Raw genomic sequence first — 15,879 nt, 5'->3', positions numbered from 1 at the left:
ATTCAGTTATTTAAAATTTATTTTTTATTTATTAACCCCTGCATGGGAAACATGTTGGGGTTAATTTTATTTGGGAGAGTTTAATGCGCAACGTACGATATAAAAAACTATTTGGCCAATCGCTTTTAGCCTTGAGTGTGGTTGGTGTTTTATCCGCGTGTAATTCCTCTGGCGGAAGTGATAATGGCAGCGCGCCACTTCCTGATGCAAGTTATGCTTGCCAAGCGAATGTAATGGAGCAAAGCAACCAACTTCGCACCTATCAAATCATGGTTGAGAGCTTTGTTGATGGCGATTCGAGTATCGGCCATGGCACAGGTTACGGCACCAGCCATCATAACGGTGATCTTCAAGGGATTATTGATTCGCTCGATTACATCCAAGACTTGGGCATGAATGCGATTTGGTTGACGCCAGTTTTTGAATCGGAAGCCATTGATGGACAAGATCATTGGGCCGATCGTTTGGATGCAACGGGCTACTTTGCCACGGATTATTTTAAGATTGATCCTCGCTTTGGCGATTTAGAAACGGCGAGAACCTTAGTTGATGAAGCACACAAACGCGGCTTGTATGTTTTCTTTGATGGCGTGTTTGGTCATCACAAAGAAGGGTTGATTAAGCCGTCTCCATCGGGTTTATTACCTTCTGGTTCGAGCAATCCGGTCGACTACCCAGCAAGTTTGGATTTCTACAAAGAAGTCGCGACTTACTGGGTCAAAGAGCTAAAAATCGATGGTTGGCGTTTAGACCAAGCGTACCAAGTTCCAACCGACGCATGGACACAAATCCGCAAAGCGGTGGATGAAGCCTCACAGAGTGTGACTTACACCAACGCGGAAGGTGATCAAGTGAATCCTCTGGGTTACATGGTCGCTGAGATCTGGAAAGGCGAGTCAGAAATCGCGAGTGATGCATATGGCGCGGCTGACGATCCTGCGTTGTGCTCGGCATTTGATTTCCCAATGCGCTATCGCGTGGTGGAAACACTGGCTGTTAATGAGAGTGGTGTCGGCGGTCGTGGTGTGGATTGGCTAGACAATGGCTACCAAACACACAACCAATATCCGTCTCATGCTCAGCCAAACTTGATGATTGGCAATCACGATTTGGTTCGCTTTGGTGACTTGTTGCAACGAGGCGGATTAGCGGATGTGAACGATGCTGAATACTGGCAACGTCATAAAGCCGCGTTTGCATTCCAAGCGGCTTACACCGGACCAATCACTCTCTATTATGGGGATGAAATCGGTGACCAAGTTGATGGTTTTGACGCAAAAGAAGACAACAATACGTGTGCGGTTCGTGGGGTATGTGATGATCACGTCGCGCGAAGCAGCGCCAAGATCGAAGGCGTAACAGCAACCCTAGATGCCAACCAAGTTGATCTGAAAAACTACGTTAAGTCATTGATGACTATGCGTGCTGCTCATCCTGCTTTGTATCAAGGCAGCCGAACTAACTTGGTAGCAAGTAATGGCAGTTATGTGGACTTGAAAGTATCTGGCGATGACCAAGTCTTATTTGCTTTGAATACCTTTGAGAGTGCTCGCAACATAGTGCTGACAGAAGCGCAAGTCGGTAGCAATCAAGCGCTGGTGGATTTAATCACCAACCAACAAATCGCACTAAGTAACGGGCAATACCAGATCCCGATGTCATCATTACAAGGGCGCTTCTTCAAAGTGAGGTAAAGCGGACAATAAGTTTTCCCCATTCATCCAAAGCCAAGTGTTGCTGCTGACCCCCATAGGCGCACGCTTGGCTTTTTTCGTCTCTTTGTCTAAGATGCCGTTCTTTCTTGTTCTTCGGTGGCGATATTGCACGTCGAATTCCAGCTTTCCTTTCTACATTTATTTGTTTTATATCGAACATTCGCCGCTAAAAATTGAAAGAAACAGTACGGAGTTTGTGAGATGTGCTGCACGATAATGAGAATATTCACATTCATGCAAAGTCAAAGTGTGATTTAAGGCTTACTCATGTGTAATTGTTATGTTTATCTTTTTGTGGATTTATATAACTAATGGAAAATTATAATGAAATCCATAACGAAACCCCTCTGTCTATTACCCCTTATTTGCTCTCCATTCGCGTTCAGTCAAGTTCTTAATGGCGACTTTGAACAGTGGAATGGCAATGCACCAACGCAGTGGTCTGTGATTGATTCCGGCATTGCTGTTTCACCGACCAGTGACCCGCACCAATCTGGTGGTCTTGCGGCTCAAGTTATCGTAAAGACAGGTACCCAAAGCAACACCGACTTTTTGCAAACCATTAATGTGGAGCAAGGGAAAACCTACCCATTTTCTGTCGCGGTTTATCATACGGAAGGTAATGTTAAAGCGCGTTTGGTGGTTGATGGATACCACAGCTACTCCAACCCTCAACAAACCAATCAGTGGCAACAACTCACGCACAGTTACACTGCATCATCAAACAAAACAATCAATGTCGGGTTACGCTTTTATGATGAGTCAGGTTATGACGGTTCTGAAGTCGTTTATGTTGATAGCTTTCAGCCAAACCAAAATGGTGATACTCAGCCACCGGTAGAAAGCTGTAATGACAACGAAGTGTTACTGACATTGAACACCGATAGTTATGGTTCAGAAACGAGTTGGGAACTGAAGGACAGCCAGTCAAAAGTGTTGTTTTCTGGCCAAGGTTTTGACTCTTCTAAAACCTACGAAAAAACCATGTGCTTAGCGAACGGTGATTACCAGTTTACGATAAGTGATAGCTATGGGGATGGGATTTGTTGCGGTAACGGCAGTGGCTCATACGCCTTAATGTTTGGCCAAACCACATTAGCGTCTGGTGGTGAATTCACGAAATCTCAAACCACAAGCTTTACTCTTGGAGGTTCAACGACGCCTCCGCCAGTGGTTGGGGAATACTATAAAGCCGCAGAAGGCAAAACAGGTTTTGAGTTGAAAACAGCGCTGTATAACATCATCAACGATCACACAGGACGCGGCTACTCAGCGATTTGGACCTTAGTGAAAGACGCGGACATAGACAACTACTACGAGAAAGATGGCTCCATTCTCGATATGTATTCTGAAAAGCCATCTGGCAGCGATACGGTGAGCTTTACCAAAGTTACAGACCAATGTGGCCAATACAAAACGGAAGGCGATTGCTACAACCGTGAACACTCATTCCCTAAGAGCTGGTTTGGTGGCAAGGTTGAACCGATGAACTCAGATGGTCACCACTTGTTTGCAACCGATGGCTATGTGAATGCGAAGCGCAGCAACTGGCCATTTGGTGAAGTGGGTAACAGCACTTACGTATCTAGCAATGGCTCAAAAGTTGGCTCAGCAAGCTCTACTTTGGGCTATTCAGGAACGGTATTTGAGCCTATTGATGAGTTCAAAGGTGATTTTGCTCGTGCGTATTTCTACATGGCGACGCGCTATGAAAACGTCATTGGCAACTGGGAAAGCAACACTAGCAACTCTGACGCGGTATTGAACGGCACGAAAACGACCGTCTTTGAACCATGGATGCTGAACATGTTGAAACGTTGGCACAAAAACGATTCTGTCAGCGCGAAAGAGATCAGCCGCAACCAAGCGGTGTTTGAATTCCAAGGTAACCGCAACCCGTTTGTGGATCACCCTGAGTTTGTAGAGATCATTTGGGGAAATTAACCCCATAGTTAAAGCAAATCGTTAGAAACAACAAAGCCGCCATCGTCACTGTTCGAGCGGCTTTTTTAATGCCGTTTTACAGGCACAAAAAAGGGGAGGTTTTACCCTCCCCAAGCTAGCACATGATTGCGCCTACTGTTTTTAGTTCTTAGTCACCGTCACGATTGGTGCGGCTTTATCAGTTGCGTTGAAGTGGAAGTTGTAGTTTCCTGCTTCTGCAATTGTGATTTTAAGGTTTGCACTGTCGCCACCAACATCCATGGTGACTGCTGCGCCGAGCTCTACATTGCCTTCTCCACCGAAGTTGGTGTCACCCGCCCAATCCGCACTTGCGATTTTCATTTCGTAGCTACCTGCTGCTAGGTCGATGTCTAAAGAGTAAACATCGGCGGCTACGTAGTTGAACTTCGCGCTTGAATCTTCAGCTGGCGTATCCCAAGTTGTGATCGTGCCGCGTAGGAAGAGTGAAGTTTCACCAAACGTTGGTGCGTCTGCCGCTTTCGTTACAGAAACAACCGGTTTGTCAGCTGAATCGCTTTGCTCATGAATTGCATTTAGAACGAAGGTGTATTTGCCTGTTTCAGTAACGGACAATGCACAGTTACCTTCAGTACCCAAGTCTAGAGATCCAGAAGCTTGTTCTGCGTAATCACAGCCAAAGTTTGGTGTACCCCAGCTATCATCAGCAAACTTAAAGCCGTAATCACCAGCTTCAAGTACACCCGTTACCGAGTACATACCGTTGCCAATGAATGACATTTCCCATTCTTCTGATGGATTCCAACCGTTCATGTCACCACGAACATAAACCTTGGTTTCACCGTAAGGAGGAATGCTCGATACATCTTTGTTATCTGTATCAACAGGCAGACCAGCACCTTGTGCGTTACCTTGAGGTTGTACAAATACCGCTGTTGTAAGTGCCGGAACCGTGAAAGTCTCACCGGAGAAGCTTGCACTCTTAACGGTCATGTCAGCCGAGTTCTTCTGAACGTCATGCAGTTCGAAACCCGTTGCGCCCTCAATTTTGAAAGATTTCTCTTCTGCTGTTGAGTTCACTACCGCGACGATGGCGTCGTAGTTTGTATCTAGGTCTGCTCCAGCTGACGTACCGTCGTCAATAGACATCACAATCAAGCCTTCAACTTGGTCTTTGCCTACGTTGCGGAAATCAACGCGGTTCATGACCTCTTGAGCAGTATCTAAACGGAACAGTTCGCTTGAGCTACGGATAGTTAGTAGTTCTAGGAATTGTTGTTTAGTAAGTTCAATATCAGTCGAGTCTGGTTTTGCTGTGCCATCCGCAACGATGGTTTTGATTAGCTCCCAGTTCGCGCCGTCTTTGTCTTCACGAGGTAGGCCTACGTTCCAGTTGTTGTCGCTACCGTCGAAGTAAACACGGTTGAACCAGTCACCTGAATCGTAAGAGTCACGCTGCATTGATTTAGAGCGTAATAATTCTGAACCCATGTGAATGAACGGAATACCTTGACCAAGCATTACCGTAGATAGAGACACCGTTTGCATACGAGCGCGCTCAGCGGAAGAAGTGCCAGTCGCAATCTTGTAAGCGTTGTTGTCCCAAAGGGTTTGGTTATCGTGCTTAGATACGTAAGAGATGTTCTCAGAAGGCATCTTAGTGTAGCCCGCAGGTGCACCGTTGTAGTCTACGTTCTTACCAAGCTTCGTATCCCCTTTGTAATCGAGTAGAACGAATTCTGCTAGGTTGCCAGCCATGCCTAAACGAACGATATCTTGGTTGTGTAGACGACCGTTTACTGAATCTGCATCTGTCTTTGTTTCTTCGTTCGGGTACCCTGCGTTACCAAAGCCCTGGTTGAAGCGAAGTGGATGTTTACCCTCAGAGTCCATGCCGCCATCGAATGGGCTACCACCACGGACCGCATCACGTAGACGGTCAGAGAAGGTGCCGATTTCTGTGCCAGCCATATTTAGCTGTGTTGCTTGGTCGAAGCGCGCGTTGTTCGCGACTTCACCGAAGTCCCAACCCTCGCCGTAGAACAGCGTATTAGGATCAACTTTACGTACTTGTTCTAGCGCGTACACCATCACGTCTTTTGGTTGGTGGCCCATCAAGTCGAAGCGGAAACCATCGACTTTGTAGTCATCTGCCCACACAAGCAATGAGTCAACCATCAGTTTACCCATCATTAAGTTCTCAGTTGCTGTGTTATCACAACAAGTTGAGTTCTCAACGCCACCTGTGTTGACGTTCAGACGGTGGTAGTACCCTGGGACGATTTTATCGAGAACTGACTTGTCGTTTACGCCAGATGCGTTGGTGTGGTTGTATACCACGTCCATAACCAGCTTCAGATCCATTTTGTGCGTCGCTTGCACCATTTCACGGAATTCAAGGATACGTTTAGAACCGTTTGGATCAGTCGCGTAGCTGCCTTCTGGCACAGTGTAGTGGAATGGGTCGTAACCCCAGTTGAAGCTGTCTAGCATGCGTAGATCGTTCATCAGAGCTTGTGCAGCACCTGTTGCTGGATCGTAGCTGTTTAGGACATCTTCAATCACTTTTGCATCGTCTTCGGTTTCACAAACAGAGGCTTCAGGCTTAATGCCACATAGCTTGCCTACCGTATCCGTGATATCAACGCGTTTAGCTTCGTTTTCATCAACGGTTGCGATATCGAAGGCAGGAAGAATGTGAAGCGTTGTTAAACCAGCATCTTTCAGAGCTTGAAGGTGAGTAACAGATTCACGCTCAGCTTCCGTCAACGCAAGGTATTTGCCGTTTAACGATTCTGTGCCTTTCGTGTCACTAAAGCTAAAATCACGTAAGTGTGATTCATAAAGGACATGGTCTTCGTCTTTTTCAACCGTTGGGCGATCGTAATCATTCCAACCTTGTGGTTGCAGGCTAGCACTGTTTAGATCCACAACTTGTGAGTAAAGCGAGTTTTCAGAAAGGCTTAATGAATATGGGTCAGTCACAAGGCGCGTTTCTACCACACCTGTTGTTGGGTGATAAACCTTCACTTCGTAGCGGTAGTATTTATTCAGTGCATCGCTTTGCGCTTCAGAAGCCCAGATACCAGTAGTTGGGTTTTCTGTCATCGCAACGGTGGATTCTTCTTTCAAATCGGCATCGTAGATGATCAGGTCAACGTCTTGCGCTGTTGGTGCCCAAAGTTTGAATGTTGCTGCATTGCCTTCAACAATGGCACCAAGTTCCTGACCAATGGCGTTACCTGCGTCTGCATCTGCGAATACCGCATCAAGCACACCTGGCTTTTGGACTTCAGTGGCAGAGATAACATCGCCATTTGCGTTGTATGCCACCATCACGATTTGTGACTTCAGAATAGAGCGTAGCGTATCAGAATCCACATCAATGCCTGCGGCTTGTAAGCTCGCAAGGTGACGGAAACGAGATTTCAGTTCTTCAGACAGGTCTCCTGCTTTCGTCAACTCAACGGCTGTACCGCCAGAAATCTGCTTGTCTTCGTCCATCTTGATGTCGTTGGTCAAGCTGTAGAATAGCTTCATCGAGTCGGCGTTTGCTGCCGCTTCCCAAGCGATAGTGTCGGCATCTAACCAGTGTGCTTTCTGGCCATCAATATCAACAGGACGATCTGCAATTGGCTCATAGTAAAGCTCACTACTGCCGTGGAAGCCGAATAGACCTTGAGACTCACCCAGTTTGGTTAACTCCACTTTAGAGTTCGCGCTGCCAAAGGCTTTTTCATCGCCTTTGTGCAAGATGAAGTTCATACACTCGTGTGGGTCTGATGCGTCAGGGTTCACTTTAAGTACGTAGTAAGCGCCGTAAGTTTCGCTGATGCCTTCGAACGGAAGCGGTGCTGCCCAATCCGTACCGCCGTCAGCGATCCCCATTGCTTCTAGGTCAGTACTGGTACAGCCTTCGCCATTCCAAAGGTGTAGGCCCCAACCGTCGTAATCACTTGCTGTTGAAGCCGAAGCAACATCGCGTTTGTAATAGATGACAACTTCGTTCTCTCCCGCAGGGTGAAGGCCGGAGCCAGGGTTCGTAGTGTCATCGCTAGAGCTGTCACTGCCACAGCCGCTGATCACTGCTACAGAAAGTAGAGGTAGCACGGTTTTGGCAATCGCTGATAATTTAAATGTTTTATTGTCCACGTTTACAAATCCATTGTTATTGAATTGAGAATAGATTGGGCAAGATGCCGAAAAGGAAATGTTCAACTAAATGCTAATACACTGAACTATCAGCAAAATGTGAGAGCAGGCGGTTAAGTTTTTTACAAGAGAAAATTTTCTATCACACTAGATTTTGTTCACAAATTAAATAATAAAACGAGCGCATAGTGAGATGTTAAGCACAGCCTAAAAATGTAAATTTCTATAGGAGGAGATCGGGGGGATGATAGGGGAGGAGAATGTCTAAGCCCCAAAACTGTGATTAGGTTCTATAAAAGTAAGGGTGATATTTTTCTTTAAAAAATAAGTTTAGATGATATTGAATAAATTGCCCTCACAGTAAAATTGTAAACTTCAGATTTTGCCTACATGGTCGTTATATAATAAAGGCGGTGTACAGTGGAATGATTGCTTTCACACCCAAATTAACAATTTTCTAGATTCCCCGAGCTACGGGAAATCCTTATGGGCCCTGACCTAAAAAGAGGCTATTTATGAGTAGTATGGGCATTGCCATTGTGGCAACTGGCCTTTCACTCGTCCTGATATTTGTGTGGATGATCTCGTTGTCGATGCGTAAGCAACGTCTCGAGACCGAGAGGAAAGCTCGTGAAGCGGCATACCGCAAAGCGATGCAGAAGGCGCGAGAGCAAGAGCGTAAAGAACGTGCGTTTAAGGCGGAAACGGGGCATATCCCGACCATTCTTTATTTAGCAAAAGAAGCGGAACGAGAGAACATTAAACAGGCGCTCTATTGGTATGATAAAGCGGCCAAGTTAGATAATGTCACTGGTATGTACGGTGTAGTAAGACTTGCCGAACGTATGCGTGAAGATGTGATCTTAAGAGAGCAGGCAAACTTCTGGCGTACGGCTATTTCGGGCATGGAAGGCGATATCGATGCGAAATTCGCGACCGGAAAAGCGCTCGTATTTGGGCGTGGTACAGAGAAAAACATTCCTAAAGGTCACCAATTAATCGAAGAAGCTGCCGATGAAGGCTGCATTCCAGCCATGCTGTATATGGGCGAATGGCAGTTGTCACCAGAAAACACATCAGGTCAGCGAGCAGACGCCTTATTTTGGTTTATGAAAGCTGCAGAGCAAGACAGTGCTGATGGCAAAATCCAAGTAGGTCTATGCTATCTCAATGGCATTGGTACTGAAAAAAGTATGGTCAAAGGCTGTTATTGGTTAGAAAGAGCGGCGGAAAGCGGCAGTGCAGAAGCCATGTTCCATGCAGGTGAAGCGTGGAAAGACACTGGCAAAACAGGTAACGCGATTGCTTACGTTTGGTTGTTCTTGTCTGCGAACATGGGTTATGAGCCTGCGAGAGTTGTACGTGATGAGGTTGCCAGCAACATCGGTGTAGATGTGGTGGTTGGCTTACAATCAATTGCTAAACCGCTACAAAGAAAGTTGGCTTCTGGCGTGGTGAAAAAGCACTCAATCATTAGAGCCTTAAACAAGGTTTACAAGCGTGAGCCGTATTTCCCTGGAGAAGAAGAACTTAACGAGTTGCTTAATGAAGAGCATCATGAAGAAGCAAACGTACCTGATGGGATGCCAGAGTTAAACTTCGAAAGCGAAGTGTCCGCACAACAAGAATTTGCGTCTCCACCAAAACAACCTTCCAAAGAAGTGCTCGATTTTACGCAAAACTTCTTACAGCCACAGAATCTCAACAAGCCTCATTCGTGAGGCTTTTTTATCACTCAAATTCTTCTTTACTCTATCGATTGCATAATTGTTGGGTGATCTTTATGCAAAGCTTCAACAGAATTCTACCTGCCATCAATCTATTCTTATATAAATCGACAAATAGAGGGAAATCCCCCCTTGCTGCAAATACATGAATTAAGCTCCAATCCGTTATTATTGATTAGCTCGTACTATAGCTATGAAAATAATTTTTTAGCTTAAATTGTGTTTTTCTAATGACACTCATTACTTTAGTTAATATTTGGTATTAAGTTTTATATTACTAAATCTTAATTTCTATTTTTAGTTTCAATTAGTGTCTGTTGATCTTTAACTAAATTAAGCGCAATATACCCAAAAATAAAAATAGCGCACACTCTGCGTATAAATACAGTAAGAAGCAACCTGTTATTATCCTTTTTAACATAAAGGGGCAACGTCATGCTCCTTTTATGTCCATTAGAGATTTGTGTATGTTGAGAATCATTAGTGCAGATAAGTTCATCTCTTCAAGGTTTATCTTGGAATACAGCAAAGTGGAGTTTGCATCTTTGTTGGGTGTTTCCGTAGCTAAGATAACCAATATCGAGAATGGCAAATCTTCGATTCCCCCGGTGTACGATTACGCCATCAATCATTTGCTCAGTGAGCATCCGTTTAAAGATAGTGCAGTGGACGCCTTGTGCTCCCATGAGACACTTAACTTCGCTCGTCGTGTTGACGTAAACAGTAAGGTTCAGCGTCTTTCTTGTAAGCGCTGTGACAGTCGAAGGCTACATGTAATGGCTGGTATGAGTGGTTTGTATTTTGTCGAATGTATGGACTGCAAGCACACCATGTATTCGTCTGGTAACGCGGTGAAACGGTATCAATTGTGGTCAAATAACGGCGTTAAACTCGATAGCCATTTGTTCGATTAGACTTGAGCTCGAAGAAAGCACCAAAGAAAAAACAATAACGTGAAAAGCCATCAGCAGAAATGTTGATGGCTTTTTGTTATAGTTTATAAATTGTTAAATATAAGCGTGTTTATTGTGTTTGTTATTGCTAATAAATCAATCTAGTTAAATATAGAGTGATGAAAATCGCAAAATTTTATTTTCTTTTGATTCCTTTTTTAATAATAACTGGTGAGGTCACATAATTCTTCACCTGAATTCAATTTAAACCAAAATTCAATATCATTGGCTTATCGAAAGGAAAGTGATAAAGATCGCGAAATTTTATTTCGAGAAAATACGAGTTATAAATATGAACGAATAATCACGAAATTTGGTTTTTTAATTTTAAATATTAAATTCATTTGTAATATCTGTCTTATCGTTTTTACAGAACAAATAAGAGATATTTCAATGAAACGTTTAATTATCGGTGTTAGTAATTACATGCCAGAAGACTTCAGTTTACTATCTGAATCTTTGGATGAACAATTTAACCGAACTTTAAAACCGCTAGAGCATGTCGAATTAACTGACGTTGGCGCTGCAATTATTACTTCTTCAGATATTAAGGCTGGTCTGCACAAAATTATTTCTGAGACGGGTTATGGTATCCCGGTCTTCTTAGTAACAGATGAAAATCCGGTCTCCGCCGACGATTATGTCTGGTTAACCGGTGTTATTGATCTAGAAAGACAATCAATTGAATACTACGGTCGTCAAATCAATGAAGCGGTGACCAAGTACGAATGCCGCCTATTACCGCCTTTCTTCAAACAATTGACTCACTATGTGGAAATGGGCAATTCTGCATTCGATTGCCCAGGACACCAAGGCGGTCAGTTCTTCAAAAAACACCCAGCGGGTAAACAGTTCTACGATTTCTTCGGTGAAAACCTATTCCGCAGTGACTTGTGTAACGCGGATGTTGATTTAGGTGACTTGCTGATCCACGAAGGTTCTGCTCACCAAGCTCAAGCGCACGCAGCAAAAGTGTTCAACTCCGACAAAACCTACTTCGTACTCAACGGTACTTCGGCTTCAAACAAAGTGGTTTGTAACGCGTTAGTGACCGAGGGCGACTTGGTGATGTTTGACCGTAACAACCACAAATCAAACCACCACGGTGCGTTAATTCAAGCGGGCGGTACGCCAGTTTATCTAGAAACGGCACGTAACCCTTGGGGCTTTATCGGTGGTATGGATGAGCACTGTTTTGATGAAGAATACATTCGTGCTCAAATTGCGAAAGTATCACCAGAGCGTGCGCGTGATGAACGTCCATTCCGTCTTGCGATCATTCAGTTAGGTACTTATGACGGTACGATCTACAACGCGCGTTACGTGATGGATAAGATTGGTCATCTTTGTGACTACATCCTATTTGACTCTGCATGGGTAGGCTACGAGCAGTTCATTCCTATGATGAAAGACTGTTCTCCATTGCTACTGGATCTGAAACCAGAAGATGCGGGTGTGATCGTGACTCAGTCTGTTCACAAGCAACAGGCTGGCTTTTCTCAAACCTCGCAAATCCATAAAAAAGACCACCATATTAAAGGTCAGGCTCGCTACTGTAACCACAAACGCTTCAACAACGCGTTTATGATGCATGCGTCAACCTCACCATTCTACGCGCTGTTCTCTGCTCTAGATGTGAACGCGAAGATCCACGATGGTGAAGCAGGTCTACGTCTATGGCGAGATGCAGTTAAGACAGGTATCGAAGCACGTAAAGAAATACTGAAAAGCTGTGAGCTGATCCGTCCATTCATTCCGGATGAAGTTGAAGGCCAGCCATGGGGTAGCTACGACACCGATCTTATCGCAACCAATAAGAAGTTCTTCATGTTCGAGCCAAATGCAAGCTGGCATAAATTCGAAGGCTACGGTGAAGGTCAGTACTTCGTTGACCCTTGTAAATTGCTACTAACCACAGCTGGTATTGCAGAAGATGGTAGCTACGCAGACTTTGGTATTCCTGCAACGTTATTGGCGAACTTCCTACGCGAAAACGGCATCATCCCTGAGAAGTGTGATTTGAACTCTATCTTGTTCCTGCTTACTCCAGCAGAAGATATGGGCAAGATCCGTCATCTTGTGGCGCAAATCAACCGCTTCGAGAAGTTCATTCGTGATGATGCACCGCTAAACATCGTGCTGCCTCGCGTTTATGAAGCAAACAAAGAACGCTACCGCGGCTACACCATCCGCCAGCTATGTCAGGAAATGCATGACATGTACAAAGAGCTGAATGTGAAACAGCTACAAAAAGCGATGTTCCGTAGCGAATACTTCCCAACCATGGTGCACAAACCAGATGTGGCAACACGCAAATACTTCCGTGGAGAGTGTGATTACTTACCACTTAAAGAAGCGGTAGGCCGTGTCGCAGCAGAAGGCGCGCTTCCTTACCCTCCTGGCATCATATGTGTGATCACTGGTGAGGTTTGGACACAGCACGTTGTCGACTATTTCTTGTCTCTAGAAGAAGGCATCAACCGATTCCCAGGCTTTGCACCAGAGATCCAAGGTGTGTACCTAGAAGACGTCAATGGCCGCACCACTGCCCATTGTTACGCCCTAAAAGATTAATCTACCCGTTCGCACCGTGCGTGAAAACCGCGGTGCGAACCGTTTATTCGTGGAGAATAATTTATGAGTACTGAAACCAAAAAAATGTCGGTGGTGCAACTTACCATTCTGACGTTCATTAACATGGCTGGTTCGGGCATCATCATGTTGCCAAGTAAGCTAGCGCAAGTAGGCACCATTTCGATTTTGTCTTGGTTGATTACGGCTGCTGGCTCTTTGGCTCTCGCGTATGTGTTCGCAAAATGTGGTCGCTTTAGTAAACGTGACGGTGGTATGAACGGTTATGCGTCGTACGCATTTGGTAAATCGGGTGCGTTTATGGCGGGTTGGACCTACGGCTTATCATTGTTGATTGCCAATATCGCAATCGCCATTACCTGTGTCGGTTACGGCTCAGCGTTTTTTGAAGTGACCTTGTCGCCAGTAGAAACCTGTCTGTACACCATCGCTATCCTTTGGATTTGTACCTTCGCTAACTTTGGTGGTGCGAAGATCACAGGTCAAATCGGCTCGTTTACGGTCTGGGGCGTTATCCTTCCTGTCTGTTCTTTGGGCATTGTTGGTTGGTTCTACTTCAGCCCAACCATGTACATCGAAGCGTGGAACCCACACCACCTACCATTTGGTGAAGCGGTAAGTGCGTCGATCGCGATGACACTTTGGGCATTCCTAGGCCTTGAATCGGCTTGTGCAAACTCAGAAGCGGTAGAAAACCCAGAGAAGAACGTTCCAATCGCAGTATTGGGCGGTACGCTGATCGCGGCAGTGGTTTACATTGTTTCAACCAACATCTGTTCTGGTATCGTGGCGAACTCTGAGCTTGCTGCTTCTACGGCACCATTCTCAACGGTATGGACAGTAATGCTAGGTTCTACGGCAGGCAAAGTGGTTGCGGGCATGGCAGTGCTAGCTTGCGCGGGTTCACTACTTGGTTGGCAGTTCACCATCGCGTCGGTATTTAAATCGTCTTCAGATGCGGGCTTCTTCCCGAAACTGTTCTCAGAAGTTGATAAACGCGGTACGCCAATCAAAGGTATGCTTGCTATTACAGTCATTCAATCCGTCTTGTCGCTTATGACGATCTCTCCGACGTTGAACGAGCAGTTTGAAGCATTGGTTAACCTTGCGGTTGTGACTAACGTTATTCCTTACATTCTATGTATGGGGGCGATTTTCATCATGCAAAAAGTGGCGCATGTACCTGACCGAGAAATGAAAACCACCAACATCATCGCTTTGGTTGGCTCTCTCTACAGCTTCTACGCGTTGTACGGCTCTGGCTATGAAGCCATGATGTGGGGCTCTATCGTTACCTTCCTAGGTTGGAGCGCTTATGGTCTAATTGCTTCTAAGCATGAACCGCTAGTGAACTAAGTTTTTTCAATCGAGCCTTCCCATACGCGGTGTGGAGGGCTCTTTTGTTTTTATCCATTTGGCAGATTAAGGACACAAAAGAAAGTTACTCGCCACTCGTAACGTGAAAACTCATTTTCGACAATTGGGGGACGAAAGATGATTAGCCAACCTGTTAAGATCGGTGACGATACCGTCGTAGTCATTCCAAGCGTGATCCTGAGCGAGCTCGGGATAAGGGAAGGGGACACCCTCGAAATTGCGCTCAATAAAGACAAAATGGAAATTAAGAAAATGGTACTGAAAACCAGCTCTCCAACCGATTCCAGCGAAGAAGGCTAGAATTGAGTTAGAGAATCTTGGTTTGTCGGATACACTACTGGTTTCGCAAATCTGGCGCTCGCCGCTGTCTTTGAACTATTGATAACAACAAGAAGAGGTCTGGTACTATGCAAGGTATCCTCTCTATACAATCTCATGTTTCTTTTGGTCACGCTGGTAACAGCAGTGCCGTTTTCCCAATGCAACGCATGGGTTTCGAAGTGTGGCCTATTCACACGGTTCAATTTTCTAACCACACCCAGTATCAAGAAGGCTGGACGGGTCGTGCGTTTTCGGCTGATGACATCAGCGAATTAGTTCGTGGTCTTGGCAACATTGGCGCGCTAGAGAAGTGCCAAGCGGTTCTGACTGGTTACCAAGGCAGTGCTGAGCAATGTCTGGCAGTAGAAGATACCGTCACTAAAGTTAAACAAGCGAATCCAGAAGCGCTTTACGTATGTGACCCAGTGATGGGCGCGCCAGACAAAGGCTGTATTGTTGCGCCGGGTATCGCAGAAAACTTGTTGAATCGTCTAATGCCAATGGCGGATGTGATCGTGCCTAATCAGTTCGAGCTAAGCCAATTTGCAGAGATGGAAATTCACACGTTGGATGACGCGATTAACGCTTGTCAGCGTGCGCTAGCAAAAGGCCCTAAAGTGGTGTTGGTGAAGCACCTTTACTGCTTGTCAGATGACAGCTTCAATATGCTGCTTGCGACACCAGAAGGCACTTACCTAGCGAAGCGTCCTCATTTTGAATTTGCCAAAGCACCGGTAGGCGCTGGCGATTTGATCTCGGCGATCTTCACTGCTGGCCTATTGAAAGGTTGGACGCCAAAACAAGCGTTCCAACACTGTCACGATGCTTGCTATGGCGTACTTAACGCGACTTACCAAGCGGGTGAATGGGAACTTCAAACCATTGCAGCGCAACAAGAGTTTGTAGAGCCAAGTGCGCACTTCCCATTGGAAGAAGTAACACTCAGCCAAGCGTAAGCTCAGGCTGCAAGCAGTAAAAAGGGAGCACTTAGCCTGTCTCTTGATCACAAGTCTAGTGATCAAGAGACATTGCGAGTTCGTAGCCTTCAAGGATGGTTTGTAGTTTAAACCACCCTTCCCAAAGCACCTTTATTGAAGCTCTACCCGTCCTCTTGGTATC

At 45.4% G+C, this 15,879-nt stretch carries 9 protein-coding genes; 8 read left to right on the top strand and 1 reads right to left on the bottom strand.

The features are described 5' to 3' along the window. The first annotated feature begins 83 nt into the window (after positions 1-83). Positions 84-1,694 (top strand): alpha-amylase family glycosyl hydrolase, encoded by a 1,611-nt coding sequence (locus ATB76_RS09795; protein ID WP_061035087.1) that lies wholly within the window; start codon positions 84-86, stop codon positions 1,692-1,694. A 345-nt stretch (positions 1,695-2,039) separates the two neighbouring features. After that, entirely contained in the window at positions 2,040-3,659 is a 1,620-nt protein-coding gene (locus ATB76_RS09785; RefSeq protein WP_061035086.1) for an endonuclease, read from the top strand. Positions 3,660-3,800: 141 nt separating this feature from the next. On the opposite strand, the gene pulA is transcribed toward ATB76_RS09785, so the two are convergent. Then, positions 3,801-7,790, bottom strand: coding sequence for a pullulanase-type alpha-1,6-glucosidase (gene pulA, locus ATB76_RS09780; RefSeq protein WP_042600570.1), 3,990 nt, complete (start codon positions 7,788-7,790; stop codon positions 3,801-3,803). 515 nt (positions 7,791-8,305) lie between these two features. Here pulA and ATB76_RS09775 point away from each other — a divergent pair. The 6 genes from ATB76_RS09775 to pdxY all read left to right on the top strand — a co-directional run bounded on the left by ATB76_RS09775 (position 8,306) and on the right by pdxY (position 15,716). Further along, positions 8,306-9,511: an SEL1-like repeat protein gene (locus ATB76_RS09775; protein ID WP_061035085.1), complete on the top strand. Its 1,206-nt coding sequence runs from the start codon at positions 8,306-8,308 to the stop codon at positions 9,509-9,511. 473 nt (positions 9,512-9,984) lie between these two features. After that, positions 9,985-10,431, top strand: coding sequence for a helix-turn-helix transcriptional regulator (locus ATB76_RS09770; RefSeq protein WP_038868929.1), 447 nt, complete (start codon positions 9,985-9,987; stop codon positions 10,429-10,431). Between the two features lie 432 nt (positions 10,432-10,863). Beyond that, entirely contained in the window at positions 10,864-13,044 is a 2,181-nt protein-coding gene (gene speF / locus ATB76_RS09765; RefSeq protein ID WP_038868931.1) for an ornithine decarboxylase SpeF, read from the top strand. Between the two features lie 63 nt (positions 13,045-13,107). Continuing rightward, the gene (gene potE / locus ATB76_RS09760) at positions 13,108-14,418 is read left to right on the top strand and encodes a putrescine-ornithine antiporter (RefSeq protein WP_038868932.1); all 1,311 of its coding nucleotides are present in this window, start codon (positions 13,108-13,110) and stop codon (positions 14,416-14,418) included. A gap of 138 nt (positions 14,419-14,556) precedes the next feature. Next, positions 14,557-14,739 carry an AbrB/MazE/SpoVT family DNA-binding domain-containing protein gene (locus tag ATB76_RS09755; RefSeq protein ID WP_038868933.1) on the top strand — a complete coding sequence of 61 codons (183 nt, stop codon included), beginning with the start codon at positions 14,557-14,559 and terminating at the stop codon, positions 14,737-14,739. A gap of 107 nt (positions 14,740-14,846) precedes the next feature. Then, entirely contained in the window at positions 14,847-15,716 is an 870-nt protein-coding gene (gene pdxY, locus ATB76_RS09750) for a pyridoxal kinase PdxY (protein ID WP_005429237.1), read from the top strand. The last annotated feature ends 163 nt before the right edge of the window (positions 15,717-15,879 follow it).

This window comes from Vibrio sp. MOR3 (genome assembly GCF_001557775.1).
Taxonomy (GTDB): Bacteria; Pseudomonadota; Gammaproteobacteria; order Enterobacterales; family Vibrionaceae; genus Vibrio; species Vibrio jasicida.
Note: the sequence above shows the minus strand (reverse complement) of the source record. Positions and strands in the feature narration are given on the sequence as shown.

Excerpts from the sequence above, each read along its gene's own strand:
- potE (WP_038868932.1), top strand. The coding sequence starts at position 13,108 with ATGAGTACTGAAACCAAAAAAATGTCGGTGGTGCAACTTACCATTCTG.
- ATB76_RS09755 (WP_038868933.1), top strand. The coding sequence starts at position 14,557 with ATGATTAGCCAACCTGTTAAGATCGGTGACGATACCGTCGTAGTCATT.
- ATB76_RS09770 (WP_038868929.1), top strand. The coding sequence starts at position 9,985 with ATGTTGAGAATCATTAGTGCAGATAAGTTCATCTCTTCAAGGTTTATC.
- ATB76_RS09795 (WP_061035087.1), top strand. The coding sequence starts at position 84 with ATGCGCAACGTACGATATAAAAAACTATTTGGCCAATCGCTTTTAGCC.
- pdxY (WP_005429237.1), top strand. The coding sequence starts at position 14,847 with ATGCAAGGTATCCTCTCTATACAATCTCATGTTTCTTTTGGTCACGCT.
- speF (WP_038868931.1), top strand. The coding sequence starts at position 10,864 with ATGAAACGTTTAATTATCGGTGTTAGTAATTACATGCCAGAAGACTTC.
- ATB76_RS09775 (WP_061035085.1), top strand. The coding sequence starts at position 8,306 with ATGAGTAGTATGGGCATTGCCATTGTGGCAACTGGCCTTTCACTCGTC.
- ATB76_RS09785 (WP_061035086.1), top strand. The coding sequence starts at position 2,040 with ATGAAATCCATAACGAAACCCCTCTGTCTATTACCCCTTATTTGCTCT.